Origin of the sequence: Gordonia sp. LUNF6, assembly GCF_047041125.1 — a bacterium.
In the GTDB taxonomy this organism is placed as follows: Bacteria; Actinomycetota; Actinomycetes; order Mycobacteriales; family Mycobacteriaceae; genus Gordonia; species Gordonia sihwensis.
The window spans coordinates 3,829,292-3,849,892 of record NZ_CP178181.1 but is presented as its reverse complement, the minus strand read 5'-3'; the positions used below and the strand labels follow the sequence as shown (position 1 = coordinate 3,849,892).

Genomic DNA, 20,601 nt, shown 5'->3' with positions numbered 1-20,601 from the left:
TTCGCCGCCGAGCCCACCGGCCCGAATCAGGTGTAGCGTTTGGACTTCAGTGAGTTCGAGACCACCGCTGGCGGGACGTGGCGTATCGCGGATTGCCGGGACTACTGGAGCAAATACGAGCATCCCTGGCATGTGTCGCCGACGGCGAACCAGCACGAACGCGATCACCGCGATCGAGCGCGCTTTGGCCGACTACGAGCAGTCGTACGACCACCCGCTGGCCGAAACGTGCCCACGCGAGCCCGGCCGTGGTCTCGAGCCCGCGGCGACGATCGTGACCTACAACGGCGGCCCGTTCCGGTCGTTCCGCTTCGAGGCGTTCGTCACCGCACACCCCGAACTGCGCCACGTCGGTACCCGAGTCAGGTCGCCGGGCCAGAACGGCTCGCGCGAACGCGGTTTCGGGTCGCTGAAGTACGAGCGACTGTTCCTCGAGGAGATCGATGACGTCTTGGCCGTGGTGAAGCACGCTGACGCCTACCGGGTCGAGCACAACACCGTCCGGCCGCACGAAGCCATCGCTTGGAACCGGCCGATCCAGATCCACCCTGGCCTGGTCGGCCCTCGGATCCCCAACTTTCCCCGAGACCGAAAACCTGCCAACTACTTGACACGGGACACGACGACGCAGCAGCGGCCTCGTCCAGGAGTGTTCGATCAACGGCTCTGGTATCCCTCACACCCGAATTGAGCCAGAGCCGTTGACCCGACCTCCGTACGTGCGGGCTTTTGTCGGTTTTACTTGCGGGTGTTGTGGTTGTGGTGGGCGGTGAGGAAATCGTCGACCAGGCGTGCGCAGTCGTGGTGGTCGATGCTGTGCAGCCCGGTGAGGCGAGCGAAGACGATCGGGCCCAGCAGCTGGATGATGACGAAGGTGGTGTCGAGGTCGCCGAGGTGGGCGCGGGCCTCAGGGCTGGTGAGGATGTGGTCGAACGGTTCGCGGTAGCGGCGGATGACCTGGGCGCGCAGGGAGGTGACCGCGCCCGAGTCAGGGGGTGCGCCGGGGTCGGGGGTAATGGATCCCATGGCCAGCCAGGACAGGGTGGTCAGCTGGAGGGGAGCGTTCTCGATCAGGTCGGCTTGGGCGGTGAGCAACGCGATCAACTGCTCGCGCACGGGCCCGTCGTCGGGTGGGGTGTCCACGCGTGGGAGTAGGCGTTCGAAGGTGGCCGCGAGCAGGTGGGTGCTGCTGCCGAAGTGCCGGTAGAGGGTGGTGCGCGCGACTTTCGAGGTGCGGGTGACCGCGTCGATGGTGACCGCGTCGATACCGCCGGTGGCCAGCAGATGGGTGGCCGCGTCGAGCAACCGTGCCCGCGAGCGCGCCAACCGCGGATCGGCCTGATCGAGATCCGCGTCCTGCTCGCCGGTGGCGGAGTGGGGCGCGGCGGGTCCGGTGCGGGTGTCGGCCTGGTCGCGGGTGGTCATGGTCGGGAAGACCTCCAAGGAAACGGGCGGCGGTGAATGTGTCCGATTTCGACTCTATCGCAACCACTCTCGCCTGTGATACTCATGGTAGCGAAGCGATACCGATGGTTTCGTCGGGTGGGAGGTGCCGGTGAACGCACCGGAAACGACTGACGGTCACAGTGTGCTGGCGCGGGCCGAATGGTGGATGCTGACGGTGTCGTGCCTGGCGGTGGCGCTGGTCGTCGCGGCGATGGCTGCACTGTATTCGGCGTTGCCGCTGATCGCGGTCGCGACCGGGGCGACCCAATCGCAGCTGACCTGGATCGTCGACGGCTACACCCTGATCCTGGCGTGTCTGGTCCTGCCCGCCGGCGCGGTGGGTGACCGCTACGGGCGCCGCGTCGTGCTGATCGCGGGCCTGGCGGTGTTCTCCGTGGCCTCGGCGCTGCCGCTGCTCATGTCGGGGCCGGTGTGGCTGATCGCGGCCCGCGCGGCGGCGGGCGCGGGCGCGGCACTGGTGATGCCCTCGACCCTGTCGATCCTGACCGCGGGGCTGCCCGAAGCGCATCGCGGGCGCGCGGTCGGGGTGTGGGCTGGGGTCGCCGGGTCCGGTGCGGTGCTCGGGATCCTCGGCTCGGGACTGCTGCTGGCGCGGTGGTCGTGGGAATCGGTGTTCGTGGGACTGACCGTGGCCGGGGTGGTGCTGGCCGCGCTGGCGTGCACCATCGCCGAATCCCGCGAGCGGGAACACCCGCCGGTGGACTGGGTGGGCGCGGTGGCGGTGGCGATCGCGATCGCGGCGATCGTGTTCGCCTGCGTCGAGATCCCCGCGCGCGGCTGGCTCGACCCGCTCGTGACCCCCACCCTCGCGCTCGGTGTCGCCGCGGCGGTGGTGTTCGTGATCATGGAGTTGCGGGTCGCCGCGCCGCTGCTGGATGTGCGGTTGTTCGCCCGGCGGGGGTTCGGGGCCGGGTCACTGTCGGTGACCATCCAGTTCCTGGTCACCTTCGGGGTGTTCCTGCTGCTGGTGCAATACCTGCAATTGATCCTCGGGTACGGGCCGCTCGGTTCGGCGCTGGGCCTGGTGCCGATGGCGGTGCCGCTGGTGGCGATCTCGGTGATCGCGCCGTGGCTGTCGAGCCGGGTCGGGCTGCGGGCGATGACCGTCACCGGGCTGCTCGCCATCGCGACCGGACTCTTCCTGGTGAGCCGGTTGACCCTGGCCGCCGACTACCCAGACCTGTTGTGGCCGTTGCTGATCCTGAGCGCCGGGCTGGGATTGTGCACCGCCCCGGCCACCTACGCCATCGTCGCCGACACCCCCGTGGCCAAACACGGTGTCGCCGCCGCCGTCAACGACGCCGCCCGCGAGATCGGCGCGGCCATCGGAATCGCCGTATCCGGCAGCGTGCTCGCCGCCGGATACACCCACCACATCCAACCCGCCCTGCCCCAGCTGCCCGAACCCGCTCGCGGCCCGGTCGCCGACTCCCTCGCCGCCGCCCTGCAGGTCGCCGACCGCGCCGGACCCGCCGCCCAGCCACTGGCCGAATTCGCCAAGACCGCGTTCGTACACGGCAGCACCCAGGCCGCGCTCGCGCTGGCGGCCATCACCGCGGCCGGAGCACTCGCGCTGGCCATCCTCGCCCCCGGACGCACACCCCGGCCCACCCCCACCACGACCTGAAGCGCCCTGGGTTTCGTTCCGTGGTTACACGGTCGCGGGCGCGGTCGTCGTGGTGTGAGTGTAGGTCGCTTCGACGTTCGCCGGGGTGCGGTAGCCGAGAGCTTCGTGGAGCCGGGAGGTGTTCCACCAGTGGACCCAGCCCATCGTGGCGAGCTCAACCTCGCTGACTGACTCCCAGATCCGCTTGGAGTAGATCAACTCCGCCTTGTATAGGCCGTTCACTGTCTCGGCCAGCGCGTTATCGTAGCTATCGCCGACGGTACCTACTGAAGCCGTAACTCCCGCGGCGAGCAGAGCGTCCGAATAGGCGAGCGAAACGTATTGACTACCCCTGTCGGAATGGTGGATCAATCCGCTTTCGTTCCTGCTCACCCCGGTGGACTGCAGTGCATGCTCCAGTGCGAGCAATGGCAGAGACTCCGTGTGGAGCGTGGGCGCGACCGCCCAGCCGACAATTCTGCGACTGAAGACATCGGTAACGAATGCGACGTAGCAGAACCCGGAGAGCATCCGGACGTAGGTGATGTCGGCGACCCAAAGCTGCTGCGGTCGATCCGCGACGAACCGCCGTTCAACGAGGTCCGGGCGCTGGTCATCTCCGTCTGCGGAGCAGGTGGTGACGGGCTTTCGACCTCGGCGAACGCCCTGCAGGCCGGCGATCTTCATCAGCCTCGCGACCTGGTCGCGACCGACGTTCCATCCTGCGTGGCGCATTGCGTGCCACATCTTCCGGACCCCATAGACGCTGTAGTTCGCCTGATGAATCCGCTGCACCTCCTCCGCCAGCATCTCGTCCCGAACGCTGCGAGCGGAGGCCGGCCTGTTCTTGGCAGCGCGGTATCCGCGGGAGGTGATGAACCCACATTCTGTCGCACTGAGGATGCGGCAGATGGCCTCGACCCCGAACTTCTCGCGATGCATGTCGACGAACGCGATCATTTCGTCGTGGGGCGGTCGAGTTCCGCTGCGAAAAACGCTGAGGCGGCCTTCAGGATCTCGTTCGCACGTCGCGCCTCGGCGAGCTCCCGCCGGAGACGGCGATTCTCCTCCTCGAGCGGCTCTCCCGGTCCGACCGGCTCGGTGGCGCCGTAGCGATTGCACCAGATCCGCAGCGTCTCTGTGCCGACACCGAGCTGCGGCGCGACGGCACGGATCGATGCTGAGCGAGGGCCGCCCTCGCGGGCTTGGCGGTCGTAGACCATGCGCACGGCACGCTCACGCAGCTCTGGACTGAACTTCTTGGGCATACTCCGATTCTCCTTGCTGAGACTCGGAACGGAACCCAGGGCGCTTCAACGCACCCCACGTCGTCGCCCTCGTCCGAGCCGGCAAGACCTTCGAGAAAGGCAAACTCGTCGAATCCGACACCCCATCAACATCGCAAGAGGAGGCCGCCTGAAACAACCTCATCCACAGGTCTTGACAATATCTCCGATACGAAGGCGCCATTTGCACTGACAATTGAGACCGCGCTCCTCGTGGGAGTTATCACGCTGTCGGGCGAGGGGCGGGTGCTCCATGACCTTGGGGGCTGGGCCGTAGTCTGGTACGTCGTTGGCATCCTCCTCTTAGTAGCTAGCGTCCTATGTGCGGCCTGGGTTGTGCGTCCCCGGCTACGGGCCTCCAACCTCGAGGTTGAGGCGCCGGACAACTTTGTCTATTTCGGACACCTGCGGCACCTGACGCCCGAAGCCGTTCAGGATCGGCTCGAGGGCCCGACTCTTCTTCCGGTACTGTCGAAACAGCTCGTGGAGATGAGCAAGATAGCGTGGACAAAGCACCGGCTTGTGCAGTTGTCTATGAGTCTTTCTCCGATTGGCGTTATGGCACTTGGCATATGTGCGACATGCTGACTTGTGTGAGGCGATGCTCGGTCGTCAGAGCAGAGGGGTTGCCGCTGCATGGGCGCCGCAAGAGATCGATCTACGCCAAATGTTCGCCGAAAGTGACTTGGATGGCCGACCACATGGAGAATCAAAATTGACACGACTCATCGAGGCACGCATGTTCTGTCAGACTTCCGGGGGTAGCGCTGCTAATCTCCGCTGCATCTCGACATGAGCGGCGCGGCGCGACGCGGGTTGTCGGGCTTGAGCCTCGCCCCAACCCCCTTCTCAGTTCAGCCACTCCCGGCTGTACACGTCCTGCCAACGGACATGCACCTGGGCGCCGGCCCGCCGTGCGCGGTCCGGGCCGAGGGTCTGGCCCAGAACCTGTTCGACGGCGTCGCGGACTCGGTCGGCCTCGGCGTGGAGGTCGTCGCGGTAGCGGGCGACGAGCCCGATCGTGAGGCCGGTGAGTTCATCGTCGTCGCCGTCCAGCCGGACGTGGACCACCAGGCGGCCGACGGCGTTCCGCACCCGCGTGGCCAAGAGTTGCTTGAGGACGCGGTCGTTGACGCGGACCCTCGGGTCGTCGGTGGCGAGGTCGCGGCCGGGCCGACGGAGCCGGGGCAGTCCGGACGCGATCGCCGAGACCAGGCGTGCGACGTCGCCGGTCGGCTCATCGAGGCGGCGGCTCGCGTCCACCAGCCAGGCGTCGGTCGGATCTCCGCCTACAGCCTCTGAATTCATGTCCGCGTCCTCCTCTCTCGACTCTGTCGCTGTGCTTCGGGTTCGCCGATGCGTTCCTCCGGGCTCGGCATCCCGCTACTCCCAGGCTTCCACGGCGCGAGGCGAGTGGTGAGGAAGGTCCGACTGCGCTGGAGGTGCCCACGCACCGAACCGTTGCTGATCTTCAGTACCGACTCGATCTCGCCGAGAGAGAGGCCCTCGACCTCCCGAAGCCACCACACCGCCCGCGGTACGGGCGGCAGGTGCGTCAGTTCGGTGCGGAGTGCTTCGACCAATTCGGCTCGCTCGGCGGCCTCGCTCGGCAGCGGCTGGGCCGACTCGAGGTCGGCGAATTGCTCGTTCTCAGTGGGCAGTTCCCGGCGGCGGCGATAGTGGTCGATCACCTTGCGATGAGCGATGCCGAGCACCCAGGTGCGGACCGCGCTGCGGAACTCGAAGTCCGGCAGTGCGCGCCACACCGCGATCATCGTCTCCTGCGCGACGTCCTCGGCGACCTGCGGATCGTCGATCATGCGCCGGACGAATCGCAGCAGGAGCGGCGCCGTTCGGCCGATCAGGACGTCGAAGGCCTCCGGATCACCGGCACCTGCGGCGGCGGCCAACTCCTCGTCGGAGAAGTCGTCCAGACCAGGGCTCGCCCGGTGACCGTTGGTGTGATTCAGATCATTCACCGATTCGCGTGCAACTTTCTGTTCGGCTGCGACTGACTATATACAACCCCGGAACCGACGGGGTCCCTTGGAAAGGACCAGCATGAGCGAACAGACCACCGCGAAGTCGACCGACGCAGGCACCGACACCGACGGTCCGCGCACCACCGGGCGCGACGTCCAACTGGCCCGGAACTCGACGACCGCGCTCAACGGCAGCCTCGGCACCACGTCGATCGCGGACGTCGTCGTCGCCAAGATCGCGGGAATCGCCACCCGCGAGATCGACGGTGTGTACGACCTCGGCGGTACCACGGAACGCGCTGTCGGCAAGGTCCGCGACGTGCTGCCGGGTACCAGCACCAGCGTGACTCAGGGAATCGACGTCGAGGTCGGGGAGCGGCAGGCCGCCATCGACATCTCGATCGTCGCCGAATTCGGCGTGGCCATCCACCAACTCGCCGGGGCCATCCGCCGCAACGTGATCAACGCGATCGAGCAGATGACCGGCCTGGAAGTGACCGAAGTGAACGTGACCGTGCACGACATCCACTTCGACGACGAGGACCAGGACTTCGGCGAACCGCGGGTCCAGTGATGGCGCCGCCTTCGGCCGACGACGCGCTGGTGAAGGACATCGCCGCCGCCGTGCTCGCGGTACCCGGAGTGGTGGAACTCGACGGCGGAATGTTCGGCGAGGTCGCCACGTATCTCCCGGGCGAACGGGTCAGCGGCATCCGGCTCTCCGACGAGGAGGGCTCGGTGCACATCGTGGTCGATCTGCGCCACGACCTGCGCGAGGTGGCGGCGCAGGTGGCGGACACGGCCAGTGAGATCAGCGGCCGCCGGTTCTCGGTGACCATCGAGGACGTCACCACCGGAGAACCCGCCGCCGCCGGGACCGCGACGACCGAATCTGAAGGAGAACTCGATGACTAAAGCTGCGACGATCGGCCTGTTCGCGGGCCTGCTGCTGGCGTTGGCGGCCACCACCGGCGGATTCGGCGGTCTGATCCTGGCGCTGATCCTCGGAGCCGTCGGGCTGATCGTGGGCCTGCAGGTCGACGGCACCATCGATGTGCGCGCGATCGCGCGCGGACGCAGCCGTGGCTGACGTCTCGGCCCCGTCGGCCAACGTGCCGGACACCACCGCGCCCGGTCGGCTGACGATGGCGGACAGCGTCTTCGAGAAGATCGCGTTGGCCGCCGCGTTGAGCGTCGACGGCGTGGTCCGTCACGACGGATCGATGGCGGGTCGGCTGGGCGCGTTCGTCGGCGGTGAGGCGACCGCGGGCTCCGACTATCCCCGGGTGCGGGTGGAGAGCGCGGGCGGCGCCGCCCACGTCGTGGACCTCACGTTGGCGCTCGCGTGGCCCTCACCGATCTCCGCCACCTGCTCACGGGTGCGGCAGAAGGTCGGCGACGAACTCGACCGGCTCACCGGGAACCGCCCGGTGCGCGTGAACGTCGCGGTGGAGGCGGTGGTGCCCGGAGCCGCCGCGAGATTCAGGAAGAACGGCTTCGTGCAACTGCCCGATCCCGACGACGGGCCCGCTGCAGGCGAAGCCGTTGACGAAGGGGGAAGACCATGACACCGTCGGCCGCCGAAGACCGTGACGACGAGTTGCGGGACATCAGCGATGAACCGATTCGCGATCCGGCGGGGTTCCCCGGAGCCGCCATCGCCGGCGGGCTGCTCGGGGTGGCGCTGCTCGTGCTGTGCGGGGCGATGATCCGGGACCTACTGGTGACCACCGGCGCCGTCTCCGGGGAGACCTGGACTCACCGTGCCGCCGACAATCTCGGGTCGTCCACCTGGAGCGGTTGGATGTGGGCGATCCCCGCCGTCTGCGCCGTGGTCGGCCTCGTCCTGCTCTGGCTCGCGGTGAAGCCCCGCCGGCGAACGCACCTCAACGTCGACGGCGTCCGCGTGGTGTGGACCCGCCCGGTCGACGTCGCGCGCCGCGCGAGCGCGGCGGTCTCCGAGGTGCCCAACGTCCGGCATGCGCTGACGACGGTGGGACGCCGCCGCATCAGGGTGACCGTCCGCACGTCCGGGCCCGTCGACCGCGATCGCATCGCGCAAGTGGCCGATGACGCGGTCGGGGCGGTGAGTTCCGGCAAGCACGTGGTGGTGAAGGTCCGGGGGCCGAGGAAAGAGTTCGTCGAATGAACCGCGGAGCCGCAGCCCTGCACCGACTGTCGATCGGTGTGATCGGGCTTCTGTGTCTGGTACTGGCCGCAGGGGTGATCCTGCACCAACTGTCGGTGCACCCGGTCGAGGGGTGGGTGGACCGAATCGACACCGGAGGCATCCGTGACGCGACCGCCGCCGGTTGGTTCGCCGCCGTCCTGGTCGCCGTCGCACTGCTCGCGTTGTATTGGGGCTGGAGGCTGATCCGGACCACGATCGCGCCGCGCCGACCCGAACTCCTGGTGCTGAACGGCAGCGGGCCCGAGGGGACGATGACGGTCTCGCTCAAGCAGGTGGCCTCGGCCGTCGAAGAACAACTCGCCACACAGACTGTCCTGCGCCAGGTGCGCGTGCAGGCGATCGACGACCGCGGCGAGGCGATCATCCGCATCACGGTCGACGTCGCACCCGAGCGCTCGTACGACGAGATCGTCGGCATTGTGACGCCGACGATCGAAGACCTCCGAATCGCGCTGGGGGATTCGGATGTGCACGTCCAGGTCTTCATTCACCTGGACGCGCTGCAATAACCGAAGTGAAATCCGAGAAGAGGAGTTGCCGCAATGGCGATGGAAGACAAGATGAGCAACAAGGCCGACGAGCTCAAGGGCAAGGCCAAGGAGGCCGGCGGCTCGCTGACCGGCGATGACGACCTCAAGAACGAGGGCAAGGCCGATCAGGCCGCGGCCGCGGTGAAGAAGGGCGTCGAAGAGGTCAAGGACGCGGCCGCCAAGGTGAAGGACAAGCTCACCGGCGACAAGTGATCGCACGCCGGCCCGTCGGGAACTCCCCGGCGGGCCGGCGCTTCTTTGTGTCCGCACTTTACCTTCTGGAAGGTAAAGTGGCCGGATGGAGTCCGAGACGCGGGTGCGCATCCTGCAGGCGGCCAAGGAACTGGCCCAAGAGAGCGAATCGGTGCAGGGGGTGACGATCTCCCTGGAGTCGGTCGCCGCTCGTGCCGGGATCACCAAACCCGGCCTGATGTACCACTTCCCGACCAAACGGGAACTCATGCTCGGTCTGGTGGAATACGCTGCGCGCCACTGGGACTCGCTGTTGCGCGCGCACGCCGGAGCCGGTCCCGCCGACCTGGCCGTCTTCGACCGCTACCGCGCGTACGTCACCGTCGCCACCACCGCCGACGTATCCCGGGCCGACTACTGGATCTTCACCGATGCGCTCTACCACCCCGAACTGACCGAACCCTGGGCTCGTGTCCTCGGACCGTGGTTCGCACTCGAGGACGTGCCCGTACCGGCGCGGGCACGGCTGACGGCCGCGCGTTTCTGCGCCGACGGGGCGTGGATGTCGGAGGCCACCGGCGTGTTCCCCGCCGACGATCTTCCCGCCGTCCGACGCCACGCGCTCGCGCTGATCGACGCCGCCGAGGGGGCGGAGCGGTGAAGTGGCTGCTGCTGGGCGGCGCCATCGCCGCCGAGGTGACCGGGACGCTCACCCTGCGCGCCACCGTCGACCATCCCGGCTGGATTCCCGTGGTGATCGTCGCCTACTGCGCGGCTTTCGCTCTGCTCGCGCAGACCCTGCGCGCCGGTATGCACATCGGCGTCGCCTACGGGATCTGGGGTGCTTCCGGCGTCGCACTCGTCGCAGTGCTCGGCGTGGTGATCTTCGGTGAGACGCTCGGGGCGCGGGCGATCATCGGAATCGCGCTGATCATCCTCGGTGTGGTCGTGGTGGAGACGGGGGCGAAGACCGTCGGCGCCGCGAGCGAGGAGCAGGTGCTGTGAGCTGGGTGTGGCTGCTGCTGTCGATCGCCTCGGAGGTCACCGGCACCTTGGGCTTGCGTGCGGCCGGTGCCGGTCGCCGTCGCTGGCTGATCCTGGTGGGGATCGGATACACCTGTGCCTTCGTCTTCCTCGGCTTCGCCCTCGACGCCGGCGTGCCGGTCAGTGTCGCGTACGGAATCTGGACCGCCGTCGGCATCGTGGCGATAGCGACGCTCGCCCGCGTGATCTGGAAGGACCCGTTGACCGGCCGGATGCTGCTGGGCATGGCCCTCATCATCGCCGGCGTGCTGCTGGTGGAACTCGGCTGACGCTCGTTTCGTCGACGTCCAGAATCTTGGACATTTCGCGTGCGGACTACGCGCGCATAGTGGGTTCACTCTCAATCAGCCAATCGAGGAGGACTCCTATGACCGCGTTATCCGACCATATCGTCGATGCCCACAACCGAGGACTTGCAGAGAAGGATATGGAATTGTTCGGCAGCATCTTCGCCGATGACGTCGCCGTGGAACTGCCGGGCGGGACGAGTTTCGAGGGCCGCGACGGGATCGTGCAGACAGCCGTCGCGTTCTACACCGCCTTTCCGACATCCGGCTCACGCCGCGCCAGATCTGGGCCGACGACAACGGCGTCGTGGTGGAGCAGGTCTTCACGGGGACGCACACCGGCCCGCTGGCCACGCCGAACGGGGAGGTGCCGCTGACCGGAAAGAAGGTGGAGTTCGGACTCATCGACACCTTTCTCGTCACCGACGGAAAGGTGAGCGCGCACCGCGTCTACTACGACAATCTCGCACTCCTGGGACAGCTCGGGCTGGCCTGACGGACAGACACGACGGCGGGGCGGATCACGGCGGTGTGCCGGGTCCGCCTTCCGCGTGTTCCGGAGCCCGTCACCGTTCGGAGTAGTTCTCCAGCAGCCGCCGGCCGATGATCATCCGCTGGATGTCGGCGGTTCCCTCGCCGATCAGGAGCATGGGGGCCTCGCGGTAGAGGCGTTCGATCTCGTACTCCTTGGCGAAACCGTATCCGCCGTGGATCCGGAAGGCGTCCTCGACCACGTCGCGGCAGTACTCGGAGGCCAGGTACTTCGCCATTCCGGCTTCGAGGTCGTTCCGTTCGCCCGCGTCCTTGACGCGGGCGGCGCGGACCACCATCTGATGCGCGGCTTCGACCTTCGTCCCCATCTCCGCGATGCGGAAGAGGACGGCCTGGTGCTCGGCGATCGGCTTGCCGAAGGTCTCGCGCTGCTGGGCGTACGAGGTGCCGAGCTCGAAGGCGCGGTGGGCGACGCCGACGGCGCGTGCGGCGACGTTGACGCGGCCGACTTCGACGCCGTCCATCATCTGGTAGAAGCCCCGGCCCGGCTCGCCGCCGAGGATCTCGGCGGCGTCGATCGAATAGTCGTCGAAGAGCAGTTCGGTGGTGTCGACGCCCTTGTACCCCATCTTCTCGATCTTTCCGGGGATCGTGAGGCCAGGTGCCGCCTCGCCGAATCCGGGCGTCTTCTCGATGAGGAAGGTCGTCAGGTTCTGATGCGGACGGTCGCGCCCCTCGGGAGTGCGGACCAGGACGGCCACGAGTGACGAGCTCGCGCCGTTGGTGACCCACATCTTCTGGCCGTTGACGGTGTACCGTCCTCGGCCGTCGGGGGTGGCGGACGTCGTGACGGCGGCGACGTCGGACCCCAGACCGGGCTCGGACATGGAGAAGGCGCCGGTGAGGTCGCCGGCTGCGAGGCGGGGAAGGTACTTCGCCCTCTGTTCCGGTGTGCCGTGCTGCTGCAGCAGGTAGGCGACGATGAAATGCGTGTTGATGATGCCGGAGACGCTCATCCAGCCACGGGCGATCTCTTCCACGACCAGCGCATAGGTGAGCAGCGACTCGCCGAGTCCGCCGTACTCCTCGTCGATGGTGAGGCCGAAGAGCCCCATCTGCTTCATCTGCGCGACGATCTCCGTCGGGTACTCGTCCGCGTGTTCCAGATGGGTGGCCATGGGCAGAATCTGCTGGTCGACGAAATCCCGGACCGTCGCGAGGATGTCTCGCTGTTCGGTGCTGAGGTTCTCGGTCGCACACAACTTGCCCATGGGTCCTCGTCTCTGTTCGCTGCCCCAACCATCGTGCATAATATGCGGTTCTGCCTCGGGGTGAGGCGGATCTGGTGACGTACGCCGCCCCGGAAGCTCTTCGACCTGCCGTGATGTCACTGGCAGAAGCGCCGGTGCACCCGCATCTCGTGGCACGTGAGACCTTCGTAGAAGTGGAGGGCGTACCGCAGCCGGCGCCCGCGCCGCGGTTCAGTCGGACGCCGGGCTCCATCTCGCGGCCTCCGGCCGAACCGGGTGAGCACACCGACGAGGTACTGACCGACTGGGGCTTCGACGCCGAGCGCCTCGCCGCACTGCACGCATCGGGTGCCATCAGCTGAACCCCGCGCACGGGTCAATCAAATTGCAACGCACGACGCGCCGGACACTCGAGTGCCCGGCGCGTCGTACGCATTGTGTGAAAGATATTATCCAGGTGACAGAACCGACACCAGTGAGGCGGCAGATCATCGTGAGTGCACCCGTGTCGAGCGGCCGTGGACGGCATAAGCAGTTGCCGGACGCGGTCACGAGCTACGTCCGTGAACAGATCATGTCGGGCAACCTCAAGCCGGGCGAGTTCTTGCGGATGGAGCCGATCGCGGAGACGGTCGGCGTCTCGATCACTCCGGTGCGCGAGGGTCTGCTGCGCCTGTCGAACGAAGGATTCGTCACGGCCGTGCCCCGCCGTGGTTTCGTGGTCGCCGAGTTCACGCGGCAGGACGTGCGCGATCTGTTCTGGGCGCAGGCACAGTTGTCGGGGGAACTCGCCGCGCGTGCGGCCGAGCGGATCACCGATGTCCAGCTCCAGCAGCTCGAAGAAGTGATGGCGCAGTGCGATGCCGCGGTGAGTTCGGGCAATACCGAGGCCATCGGGGACCTCGGACACCAGTTCCACCGGCTGATCAATCTCGCGGCCGACTCCGACCGGCTCGCTCGACTGCTGGCGTCCATCGTCAAGCACCTGCCCAACTCGTTCTACGCGTCGATCGAGTCGCATGTGCGCACGGTGACGCCCGAACACCATCAGATGCTCGACGCGCTGACCGCGCACGACGCCCAGCGCGCACGCGAGATCACCGAGAAGCACATCGTCAACAGCGCCGACTACGTGGTCCAGATGCTCGAGGAGCGCGGACTGTGGAAGGACGCGGAGTAGGCGTTGCCGGTCACGACGTCCGTCGAGGCGTCCGCGCCGGTTGACATTCAAGTAGGTCGAAGCCGGATGATGTCCGGGTGGCAGATTCCAGGTTGATGTCGATCGGATCGTTCGCGCGGCGGAGCGGTCTGACGGCGAGTGCGTTGCGTTTCTACGCTGATGCAGGTGTGCTTCTGCCTGCACAGATCGATCATTACGAAACCCGGCACCGCGACGCTCGAGTCGCCGGACGAGGACGGTCGCGTCCTCGAGGCGCTGCTCGACAGCCGCTGGAGCTGCCGCGGCTATCAGGAGGGCCGGCAGGTTCCGCGTGCGGACATCGAGCGGCTGCTGTCGATCGCTCAGCGGTCGCCGTCGTGGTGCAACACGCAGCCGTGGCAGGTCATCGTCACCCGAGGGCGAGGGAACGGAGCGATCCCGCGCGGCTCTGACCGAGTGGGATCGGCGAAGCAGGCGATGGAGAACTTCCGGCTCTTCGGTGCGCCGCACGTCGCGATCGTGACGACCGACGCGGTGCACGATGTGTACGGTGCCGTCGATTCCGGGCTCTACGTGAGCAACTTCCTGCTGGCGGCGCGGGCACTCGGTCTCGGCGCCATTCCGCAGGCGGCCCTCGCGATGGCGTCTCCGCTGATCCGGTCGCATTTCGCGATCGCCGACGATCGCAAGGTCCTGCTCGGCATCTCGTTCGGCTACGCCGACCCCGACCAACACCTACCGCACCTCGCGTGCGGAGCTGTCGGACGTGGTGCGCTGGGTCGACGCCTGAGAGAGGCCCGGACGCGGCCCGCTCACTGCGCGGCCGCGCCTGCGTCGCGCTCGACCGGTGCGACCTTGACGTGATCCGGCCGCTTCAGCGTGCCCTCGCCGATCAGCTCCACATCGGCCTTGATGTTGAGGGCCGAGCGGATCCGGTCCTCGATGGCGGCCTTCACCTCGGGGTGGCGTGCGGGGTCGACGGCGTCGGCGACTTCGGCCACCACAGGCAGTGGACGCTGGGTGGAATGACCCTCGAAGTCGGGGCGGATACGGATGTGCCCGGTGGTGAGCGGCGCCATCTCCTCCACGAGTTGCTTCACCGCTGACGGGAACACGTTGATGCCGCGGACGATGAGCATGTCGTCGGTGCGCCCGACACACCGAACCTTGTATCCGGTCCGACCGCAGGCGCAGTCGGTGGCGGTGACGACGACGTGATCGCGGGTGCGGAAGCGCAGCAGCGGCGACGCCCGACGCCCGACGCCCGAGGGCGGTGTACACCACTTCCCCCTCGACGCCGGCCGCGGGGGCGAGCACCTGCCCGTCGGCGGGATCGATGATCTCGGCGATGATCAGATCCGGCGAGTGGAAGTGCATGCCCTCCCCGGCTTCGCATTCGCCCCAGTAGATGCAGCCGAGGTCGGTGCCGCCGAGCATCTCGCGCGAGGTGGCGCCCCACAGCGACTGCAGCTTGTCGCGGATCGCGGGCAGTCCGCCGCCCGGCTCGCCGCCGACGCTGATGCTGCGGACGCCCAATTCGGCGGCGGGCACACCGACGATGTCCGGCGCCTGTTCGGCGAGGTAGGCGAGGAAGTTGGGCGTGCCGATGAGCGCCTCCGGACGCTGGTCGGCCTGTACGCGCAGCAGACGCTCGGCACCGGCCTCCGCGCCGATAGGGATGTCGACGATGCCCATGTGCCTGGCGATCTGGACCACCGGGAGCCCGCCCACGAAGCCTTTGCTCATGCCGAATCCGTGCAACATGCGGTCGCCCGGCCGGAAGCCGTTGGCGTACAGGGCCCGGGCGCCGAGTTCGCTCCAGATCGTGATGTCCGATTCGGTGAGGCCGACGTACGACGGGCTGCCGGTGGTGCCCGACGACGCCTGGATCTGGACGATCTCCGACATCGGCGCCGCCACGTGCGAGCCGAGCGGAGGATGCTCCGCCAGACTGTCCCGGAGCTCCTGCTTCTCGGTGAAGGGGAGATCGGCCAGGTGGTCGAGCGTCGTCACTCGGTCGATGTTCACCGAGTGCTCGGCGAATTTCGCCCGGTAGAACTCGCTGTTGGCGGCGAGGTACGCGAGCTGCTCGGCCAGCCGCGACTCCTGCATCGCCCGCGCCTGGTCGGGGCCGATCACCTCGACGGCGCTCCAGTAGTCGGCGGAGAACGGTCGGGTGCTCATGCTGTCTCGGCTCCTCTTCAACGCGATCCGGGTCGATGCGATCCGGCCGGCGCACCGGGGCTGCTGCTGTGTCCCGGGCCACTGGGTCACCGGTAGCATAATATATTATGCTACCGATGATGGACGTGATCCAGACGACGATCCCGGCTAGAAAGGCTTTCAGCTCATGGCACTGACCAAGGACGAACAAGAGATGGTGTCGTTGGTCCGCGACTTCATCGACCAGCGGGTGGCCTCGCGTGTTCGGGAGTTCGAAGCCGACGACATCTATCCCGAGGAATTCATCGAAGAGATGAAGGAACTCGGCTTCTTCGGTCTGCTCGCGCCCGCCGAGTACGGCGGCGTCGACGTCAGCATGGCGTGTTTCGCCCGGGTCTGCGAGGAACTGGCGCGCGGGTGGATGAGCCTCGCCGGCGCGATCGGCGGACACTCGGTGATCACGTATCTGATCAAGACCTTCGGCACCCAGGAGCAGAAGGATAAGTACCTGGCGGAGATGGCCGAGGGCAAGATCCGCGCGACGATGGCTCTCACCGAGCCCGGCGGCGGCAGCGATCTGCAGGCCATGCGCACCTACGCGGCGCCCGGCGAGGACGGCTTCACCATCAATGGATCCAAGACCTGGATCTCCAATGCGGCGCACTCCGGACTGTTCGGCCTGCTGTGCATCACCGACCGTGACGCCAGCCCGGCCCACAAGGGCATGAGCGTCATCCTCGTGGAGCCGGGCGACGGCTTCACCGTCTCCAAGAAGCTCCCGAAGCTCGGCTACCGCGGCGTCGAGGCCTGCGAGCTGGTCTTCGACGGCATGAAGGTGCCCGCCGACGCCGTCCTCGGCGGAGAGCCGAACAAGGGCTGGGGCCACATGATGCGCGGCCTCGAGGTCGGGCGCATCCAGGTGGCCTCCCGTGCGCTCGGCGTCGGTCAGGCGTCGCTCGAGGCGGCCACCAAGTATGCGCAGGAGCGCGAGTCGTTCGGCAAGCCGATCTGGAAGCACCAGAGCGTCGGCAACATGATCGCCGACATGGCGACCAAGCAGCAGGCCGCCCGCCTGCTCACCGTCGACGCCGCTGAGAAGCTCGACCGCGGCGAGCGCGCGGACCTCGAGGCCGGAATGGCCAAGCTGTTCGCGTCGGAGACGGCGATGCAGCTGGCTCTCGACTCGATCCGCGTCCACGGCGGCTACGGCTACTCCAAGGAGTACGACGTGGAGCGCTACTTCCGCGACGCACCGCTGATGATCGTCGGTGAGGGCACCAACGAGATCCAGCGCAACGTCATCGCCGCGCAGCACATCGCGCGCAACAAGATCTGATCGAGAAGGAACTGGACTTCACCATGACTCAGCAGACCCTTCGCCGCGCGGCCATCGTGAGTCCGCTGCGCACCCCCCGTCGGCACGTTCGGCGGTTCCCTCAAGGATGTGCCGGTCGAGGATCTCGGCGCCGGCATCATCAACGCGGTCGTCGAGCGTTCGGGCATCGACCCGGAGCGCCTCGACGACGTGGTGTTCGCGCAGTCGTACGCCAACTCCGAGGTGCCGTGCGTCGGCCGATGGCTGGCGCTGAACGCCGGCCTGCCGATCGCCCTGCCCGGAATGCAGCTGGACCGTCGATGCGGCGGCGGACTGCAGGCCATCGTCACCGCGGCGATGATGGTGCAGACCGGTGCCGCCGATGCCGTGCTCACCGGCGGCATCGAGTCGATGAGCCGGATCGAGTACTACTCCACCAGCAATCGCTGGGGTTCGCGCGCGGGCAACTCGGTGCTCTACGACCGCCTCGACCGCGGCCGCGAGCGCAGCCAGCCCGAGCATCGCTTCGGCAAGATCTCCGGAATGATCGAGACGGCCGAGAACCTCGCGAAGGACTACGGCGTCTCCCGCGAGGCCGCCGACGCCTACGCGGCCCGCAGTCATCAGCGTGCGCACGCGGCGTGGGAGGCCGGGAAGTTCGACGACGAGGTGGTCCCGGTGACCGTCCCGCAGCGCAAGGGCGATCCGATCGTCTTCGCCCGCGACGAGGGCATCCGTCCCGGTTCCACCGTCGAGACGCTGAGCAAGCTGCGCACCGTGAGCCCGGGCGGCACCGTCACCGCGGGCAACGCCAGCCAGCAGAACGACGCGGCGGCGGCCTGCATCATCGTGGCCGAGGACAAGCTCGACGAGCTGGGTCTGGAACCGCTCGGCTTCCTCACCGGCTGGGCCGCCGCGGGCTGCGATCCGGCGCGCATGGGCATCGGTCCGGTACCCGCGGTCCAGCGGCTCGCCGCCCGGACGGGCGTGTCCGTGCACGAACTGCTCGACGCGCTCGATGTGGTGGAGCTCAACGAGGCGTTCGCGGTCCAGGTCCTGGCGGTCCTGGAGGGCTGGGACTGGCGGGACGAGGAGCGCGTCAACGTCAACGGCTCGGGCATCTCGCTGGGGCACCCGATCGGTGCGACGGGCGTCCGGATGGTCACGACGATGCTGCACGAGTTGCATCGCCGCGGCGGAGGCAAGGGCCTCGCGACCATGTGCATCGGCGGAGGCCAGGGCATGGCGGCCACGTTCGAAGCGGTCTGACAGAGCGGTTCCCGGGATTTCGGTCCCGGGTTCCGTTCCTTATTGTATATAGTATTAGCAAGCTGTCATTGGGGATCGCCATGCAACACCCGCCCCTCGAAGGCATCCGGATCCTGGAGATCGGCGGATACAAGACTCCAGCCTCTTCGACGTCCGAGCCGCCCACGGACTCAAGATGGTCGGCTTCACGGCGGCGGCGGGATCGGAGGCGGCACGTCGGCTGCCGCTGAGCGGATTCGCCGATCAGCCGGTGACGACCACCAGGAACTCGGCGATGCACGAGGGTTTGGCGGCGCCCTCCGCGGTGATCACGTACTTCGCGGTCACCGTCGCACCGGCCGGTCCCTCGGCGATGTCGGTGAACGTCACCGTGGCGGTCAGCGAGCTGCCGACCGGGACCGGCGCCGGAAACCGGACCTTGTTCAGGCCGTAGTTGAGTCGGGCCGAGCCGAACTCGATCGAATACAGATCCCGCCCGAAGAGCGGGATCAGCGAGAGCGTCAGGAATCCGTGAGCGATGGTCGTGCCGTACGGGCCGTCGGCGGCGCGCTCGGTGTCGACGTGGATCCACTGGTGATCGCCGGTCGCATCGGCGAAGGCGTCGATGCGCTCCTGTTCCACGACGAGCGGCGCGCTCGGGCCGATCTCCTCGCCGAGGGCGTCGCGGAGCTGATCGAGCGACGAGAACACGCGGGTCATGACCAGGCTCCCTGGTCGGTGGTGGTTCCGGTGGCGAAGGCGAGGTCGATCGCGGTGTGGACGTCGCCACCGGCGCCGACGAGTTCCACGCGGGCGTCGATGCCCGTGCCCGAGTACACCAGCGCGGCGTCGTCTCCGCAGAACAGCGGCTTGGAGTTGCGATGCGAGACGGTGTCGACCACGGTGCCGTCGGCCAGCAGGCGATGAGTCTCCGCCAGCGACAGCGTCATCAACGGTCCGTGCACCACCAGTCCCGGATAGCCCTCCACACGGGTGGCGTACGGCCAGTCGTAGTGGATGCGATGGGCGTTCGCGGTGGCGGCGGAGAACCGCATCAGGAGCGTCGGGTCGGTCAGGAAATCCCACCGGCGGGTCTCCGACGGCACGATCGGGCTGCCGACCGGGACGAAGGCCGAGGCCGGAGCGGGGTCGGCCGCCGGCTGCGCGGAGACGGGTGCCGCTTCCCGGTAGATGAGGTTCTGCTTCTCGCGCACCGCGGCGGTGCCGTCCGGCGCGTACAGCGTGGTGGCGACCACCACGATCACCAGCCGGCCGCTGCGACCGGTCTTGTCGGTCACCGACTCGACGGTCGACTCGCGGGTGATGGTGTCGCCGACCCGGATGGTTCCGGGGAACGAGACCGTGCCGCCGGCGAACATGCGCCGGGGCAGACCGACCGGCGGCAGGAACGAACCGAGCCGCGGGTGTCCGTCGAGACCGAGGCTGCTCGAGACGGACCACTCCGGGAGCGCGACCCAATGCCACAGCGGGGGCAGCGGATCGCCGGTCTGCGGTACGGGCAGACCGTCGTCGAACAGATGCGCCAGGGCGCGGACCCGGCCGGCGTCGACCACTTCCTCGGTGGTGACGGTGTGAGCGGTCCAGCCCTCGAAGACGGGAGTGTCGGCGGTGCCGGTCATGGTCACATGAACCGCCCGCCGGTGACCTCCATGACCGTTCCGGTCATGTACGAGGACAGGTCGGAGGCGAGGAACAGCGCCACCTTGGCGATCTCGTCGACCTCGCCGGCGCGGCCCATAGGGATCTCGACCATCTTCTGATCCCAGACCTTCTGCGGCATGGCCTCGGTCATCGCCGTGCGGATGAGGCCCGGCTGAATCGCGTTGACGCGGATCCCCACGTGGGCGAGTTCCTTGGCGGCGGCCTTCGACAGACCGACGATGCCGGCCTTGGCGGCCGAGTAGTTGGTCTGGCCGGCCAGACCGATCTTGCCCGACAGCGAGGACATGTTCACGATCGCTCCGCTGCCCTGCTCGCGCATGATGGTGGCGGCCAGGCGGGTGCCGTTCCAGGTGCCCTTGAGATGCACGTTGATGACCTGGTCGAACATCTCCTCGGTCATCTTGCGCATGGTCGCATCGCGGGTGATGCCCGCGTTGTTGACCATGACGTCGAGGGAGCCGAAGGTGTCGACGGCCGTGCGCACGAGCGTCTGGACGTCGTCGGAGGAGGTGACGTCGCCCGCGACGCCCACGGCGACCTCGGGACCGCCGAGCGCCTCGGCGGCCTTGGCGACCTGCTCGGGGTTGATGTCACCGAGCACCACGCGGGCGCCTTCGGCGATGAAGCGCTGAGCGATCGAGTAGCCGATGCCCTGCGCGGCACCGGTGATGACGGCGGTCTTGCCTTCGAGAAGTGGTCCGGACAT

26 protein-coding genes, 4 pseudogenes and 1 other annotated feature are annotated in these 20,601 nt (G+C 67.7%); of the genes and pseudogenes, 21 read left to right on the top strand and 9 right to left on the bottom strand.

Going from position 1 to position 20,601, the window contains the following annotated elements:
• The first annotated feature begins 130 nt into the window (after positions 1 to 130).
• Positions 131 to 691, top strand: a complete 561-nt coding sequence (locus ACK8HH_RS18115) for an integrase core domain-containing protein (protein ID WP_003937322.1) — start codon at positions 131 to 133, stop codon at positions 689 to 691.
• 47 nt (positions 692 to 738) lie between these two features.
• Here ACK8HH_RS18115 and ACK8HH_RS18110 read toward each other — a convergent pair whose 3' ends face one another.
• Complete coding sequence (locus tag ACK8HH_RS18110) at positions 739 to 1,425, bottom strand: TetR/AcrR family transcriptional regulator (RefSeq protein ID WP_008382024.1); 687 nt, start codon at positions 1,423 to 1,425, stop codon at positions 739 to 741.
• 187 nt (positions 1,426 to 1,612) lie between these two features.
• On the opposite strand from ACK8HH_RS18110, the gene ACK8HH_RS18105 reads away from it, so the two are divergent.
• On the top strand, positions 1,613 to 3,094 hold the full coding sequence (locus ACK8HH_RS18105) for an MFS transporter (protein WP_050792883.1): 1,482 nt from the start codon (positions 1,613 to 1,615) through the stop codon (positions 3,092 to 3,094).
• 24 nt (positions 3,095 to 3,118) lie between these two features.
• Here the strand turns inward: ACK8HH_RS18105 and ACK8HH_RS18100 are convergent.
• Positions 3,119 to 4,341 (bottom strand): IS3 family transposase gene (locus ACK8HH_RS18100; protein ID WP_412475432.1). Its coding sequence is split into 2 segments (ribosomal slippage): positions 3,119 to 4,062 and positions 4,062 to 4,341, totalling 1,224 coding nucleotides; the frame shifts between segments, so codons are not numbered across the junction.
• Positions 3,939 to 4,072, bottom strand: a sequence feature (AL1L pseudoknot). Its footprint overlaps the gene before it by 134 nt.
• 231 nt (positions 4,342 to 4,572) lie before the next feature.
• On the opposite strand from ACK8HH_RS18100, the gene ACK8HH_RS18095 reads away from it, so the two are divergent.
• The gene (locus ACK8HH_RS18095) at positions 4,573 to 4,947 is read left to right on the top strand and encodes a Pycsar system effector family protein (protein ID WP_006896938.1); all 375 of its coding nucleotides are present in this window, start codon (positions 4,573 to 4,575) and stop codon (positions 4,945 to 4,947) included.
• Between the two features lie 261 nt (positions 4,948 to 5,208).
• On the opposite strand, the gene ACK8HH_RS18090 is transcribed toward ACK8HH_RS18095, so the two are convergent.
• Positions 5,209 to 5,667 carry a hypothetical protein gene (locus ACK8HH_RS18090; RefSeq protein ID WP_006896937.1) on the bottom strand — a complete coding sequence of 153 codons (459 nt, stop codon included), beginning with the start codon at positions 5,665 to 5,667 and terminating at the stop codon, positions 5,209 to 5,211.
• Positions 5,664 to 6,338, bottom strand: a complete 675-nt coding sequence (locus ACK8HH_RS18085; protein ID WP_006896936.1) for an RNA polymerase sigma factor — start codon at positions 6,336 to 6,338, stop codon at positions 5,664 to 5,666. The genes ACK8HH_RS18090 and ACK8HH_RS18085 overlap by 4 nt, the downstream gene beginning before the upstream one ends.
• An 82-nt stretch (positions 6,339 to 6,420) precedes the next feature.
• Between ACK8HH_RS18085 and ACK8HH_RS18080 the strand changes: the two genes are divergently transcribed.
• From ACK8HH_RS18080 to ACK8HH_RS18030, 11 genes and pseudogenes are all read left to right on the top strand, one after another.
• A complete protein-coding gene (locus ACK8HH_RS18080; protein ID WP_006896935.1) occupies positions 6,421 to 6,915 on the top strand; it encodes an Asp23/Gls24 family envelope stress response protein in 495 nt (164 codons plus the stop codon).
• Positions 6,915 to 7,256, top strand: coding sequence for an Asp23/Gls24 family envelope stress response protein (locus tag ACK8HH_RS18075; protein ID WP_006896934.1), 342 nt, complete (start codon positions 6,915 to 6,917; stop codon positions 7,254 to 7,256). The genes ACK8HH_RS18080 and ACK8HH_RS18075 overlap by 1 nt, the downstream gene beginning before the upstream one ends.
• Complete coding sequence (locus ACK8HH_RS18070) at positions 7,249 to 7,431, top strand: hypothetical protein (protein WP_006896933.1); 183 nt, start codon at positions 7,249 to 7,251, stop codon at positions 7,429 to 7,431. Before ACK8HH_RS18075 ends, ACK8HH_RS18070 begins: the two co-directional genes overlap by 8 nt.
• Positions 7,424 to 7,909 (top strand): Asp23/Gls24 family envelope stress response protein, encoded by a 486-nt coding sequence (locus ACK8HH_RS18065; RefSeq protein WP_006896932.1) that lies wholly within the window; start codon positions 7,424 to 7,426, stop codon positions 7,907 to 7,909. The genes ACK8HH_RS18070 and ACK8HH_RS18065 overlap by 8 nt, the downstream gene beginning before the upstream one ends.
• The gene (locus ACK8HH_RS18060; protein ID WP_006896931.1) at positions 7,906 to 8,490 is read left to right on the top strand and encodes a DUF6286 domain-containing protein; all 585 of its coding nucleotides are present in this window, start codon (positions 7,906 to 7,908) and stop codon (positions 8,488 to 8,490) included. The genes ACK8HH_RS18065 and ACK8HH_RS18060 overlap by 4 nt, the downstream gene beginning before the upstream one ends.
• Complete coding sequence (locus ACK8HH_RS18055) at positions 8,487 to 9,041, top strand: hypothetical protein (RefSeq protein ID WP_006896930.1); 555 nt, start codon at positions 8,487 to 8,489, stop codon at positions 9,039 to 9,041. Before ACK8HH_RS18060 ends, ACK8HH_RS18055 begins: the two co-directional genes overlap by 4 nt.
• A gap of 33 nt (positions 9,042 to 9,074) precedes the next feature.
• On the top strand, positions 9,075 to 9,275 hold the full coding sequence (locus ACK8HH_RS18050) for a CsbD family protein (protein ID WP_006896929.1): 201 nt from the start codon (positions 9,075 to 9,077) through the stop codon (positions 9,273 to 9,275).
• An 85-nt stretch (positions 9,276 to 9,360) separates the two neighbouring features.
• Complete coding sequence (locus ACK8HH_RS18045) at positions 9,361 to 9,915, top strand: TetR/AcrR family transcriptional regulator (protein ID WP_006896928.1); 555 nt, start codon at positions 9,361 to 9,363, stop codon at positions 9,913 to 9,915.
• A complete protein-coding gene (locus ACK8HH_RS18040; RefSeq protein WP_006896927.1) occupies positions 9,912 to 10,259 on the top strand; it encodes a DMT family transporter in 348 nt (115 codons plus the stop codon). The genes ACK8HH_RS18045 and ACK8HH_RS18040 overlap by 4 nt, the downstream gene beginning before the upstream one ends.
• Positions 10,256 to 10,567, top strand: a complete 312-nt coding sequence (locus ACK8HH_RS18035) for a DMT family transporter (protein ID WP_006896926.1) — start codon at positions 10,256 to 10,258, stop codon at positions 10,565 to 10,567. Before ACK8HH_RS18040 ends, ACK8HH_RS18035 begins: the two co-directional genes overlap by 4 nt.
• Before the next feature lie 226 nt (positions 10,568 to 10,793).
• A pseudogene (locus ACK8HH_RS18030) lies at positions 10,794 to 11,081 on the top strand (ester cyclase); the annotation flags it as partial.
• A 70-nt stretch (positions 11,082 to 11,151) separates the two neighbouring features.
• On the opposite strand, the gene ACK8HH_RS18025 reads toward ACK8HH_RS18030, so the two are convergent.
• A complete protein-coding gene (locus ACK8HH_RS18025) occupies positions 11,152 to 12,348 on the bottom strand; it encodes an acyl-CoA dehydrogenase family protein (protein WP_006896924.1) in 1,197 nt (398 codons plus the stop codon).
• Between the two features lie 113 nt (positions 12,349 to 12,461).
• Here ACK8HH_RS18025 and ACK8HH_RS18020 point away from each other — a divergent pair, with 113 nt between their 5' ends.
• From ACK8HH_RS18020 to ACK8HH_RS18005, 4 genes and pseudogenes are all read left to right on the top strand, one after another.
• Positions 12,462 to 12,689 carry a hypothetical protein gene (locus tag ACK8HH_RS18020; RefSeq protein WP_039867638.1) on the top strand — a complete coding sequence of 76 codons (228 nt, stop codon included), beginning with the start codon at positions 12,462 to 12,464 and terminating at the stop codon, positions 12,687 to 12,689.
• A gap of 125 nt (positions 12,690 to 12,814) precedes the next feature.
• Entirely contained in the window at positions 12,815 to 13,507 is a 693-nt protein-coding gene (locus ACK8HH_RS18015; protein WP_372452473.1) for a GntR family transcriptional regulator, read from the top strand.
• A gap of 95 nt (positions 13,508 to 13,602) precedes the next feature.
• A pseudogene (locus ACK8HH_RS18010) lies at positions 13,603 to 13,653 on the top strand (hypothetical protein); the annotation flags it as partial.
• A gap of 13 nt (positions 13,654 to 13,666) precedes the next feature.
• Positions 13,667 to 14,276 (top strand): annotated as a pseudogene (locus tag ACK8HH_RS18005) (nitroreductase).
• A 22-nt stretch (positions 14,277 to 14,298) separates the two neighbouring features.
• Here the strand turns inward: ACK8HH_RS18005 and ACK8HH_RS18000 are convergent.
• A complete protein-coding gene (locus ACK8HH_RS18000) occupies positions 14,299 to 14,565 on the bottom strand; it encodes a hypothetical protein (protein WP_233500179.1) in 267 nt (88 codons plus the stop codon).
• Between the two features lie 145 nt (positions 14,566 to 14,710).
• On the opposite strand from ACK8HH_RS18000, the gene ACK8HH_RS17995 reads away from it, so the two are divergent.
• The 3 genes and pseudogenes from ACK8HH_RS17995 to ACK8HH_RS17985 all read left to right on the top strand — a co-directional run bounded on the left by ACK8HH_RS17995 (position 14,711) and on the right by ACK8HH_RS17985 (position 18,233).
• Positions 14,711 to 15,766, top strand: coding sequence for a hypothetical protein (locus tag ACK8HH_RS17995; protein ID WP_375003327.1), 1,056 nt, complete (start codon positions 14,711 to 14,713; stop codon positions 15,764 to 15,766).
• Between the two features lie 70 nt (positions 15,767 to 15,836).
• The gene (locus ACK8HH_RS17990; RefSeq protein WP_006896918.1) at positions 15,837 to 16,985 is read left to right on the top strand and encodes an acyl-CoA dehydrogenase family protein; all 1,149 of its coding nucleotides are present in this window, start codon (positions 15,837 to 15,839) and stop codon (positions 16,983 to 16,985) included.
• A gap of 23 nt (positions 16,986 to 17,008) precedes the next feature.
• Positions 17,009 to 18,233 (top strand): annotated as a pseudogene (locus ACK8HH_RS17985) (acetyl-CoA C-acetyltransferase).
• Between the two features lie 243 nt (positions 18,234 to 18,476).
• Here ACK8HH_RS17985 and ACK8HH_RS17980 read toward each other — a convergent pair.
• The 3 genes from ACK8HH_RS17980 to fabG are packed head-to-tail and all read right to left on the bottom strand — an operon-like array spanning position 18,477 to position 20,601.
• Positions 18,477 to 18,932 carry a MaoC family dehydratase gene (locus ACK8HH_RS17980; RefSeq protein WP_006896916.1) on the bottom strand — a complete coding sequence of 152 codons (456 nt, stop codon included), beginning with the start codon at positions 18,930 to 18,932 and terminating at the stop codon, positions 18,477 to 18,479.
• A complete protein-coding gene (locus tag ACK8HH_RS17975; RefSeq protein WP_412475431.1) occupies positions 18,929 to 19,852 on the bottom strand; it encodes a MaoC family dehydratase N-terminal domain-containing protein in 924 nt (307 codons plus the stop codon). Before ACK8HH_RS17975 ends, ACK8HH_RS17980 begins: the two co-directional genes overlap by 4 nt.
• A gap of 2 nt (positions 19,853 to 19,854) precedes the next feature.
• Entirely contained in the window at positions 19,855 to 20,601 is a 747-nt protein-coding gene (gene fabG / locus ACK8HH_RS17970) for a 3-oxoacyl-ACP reductase FabG (RefSeq protein WP_006896914.1), read from the bottom strand.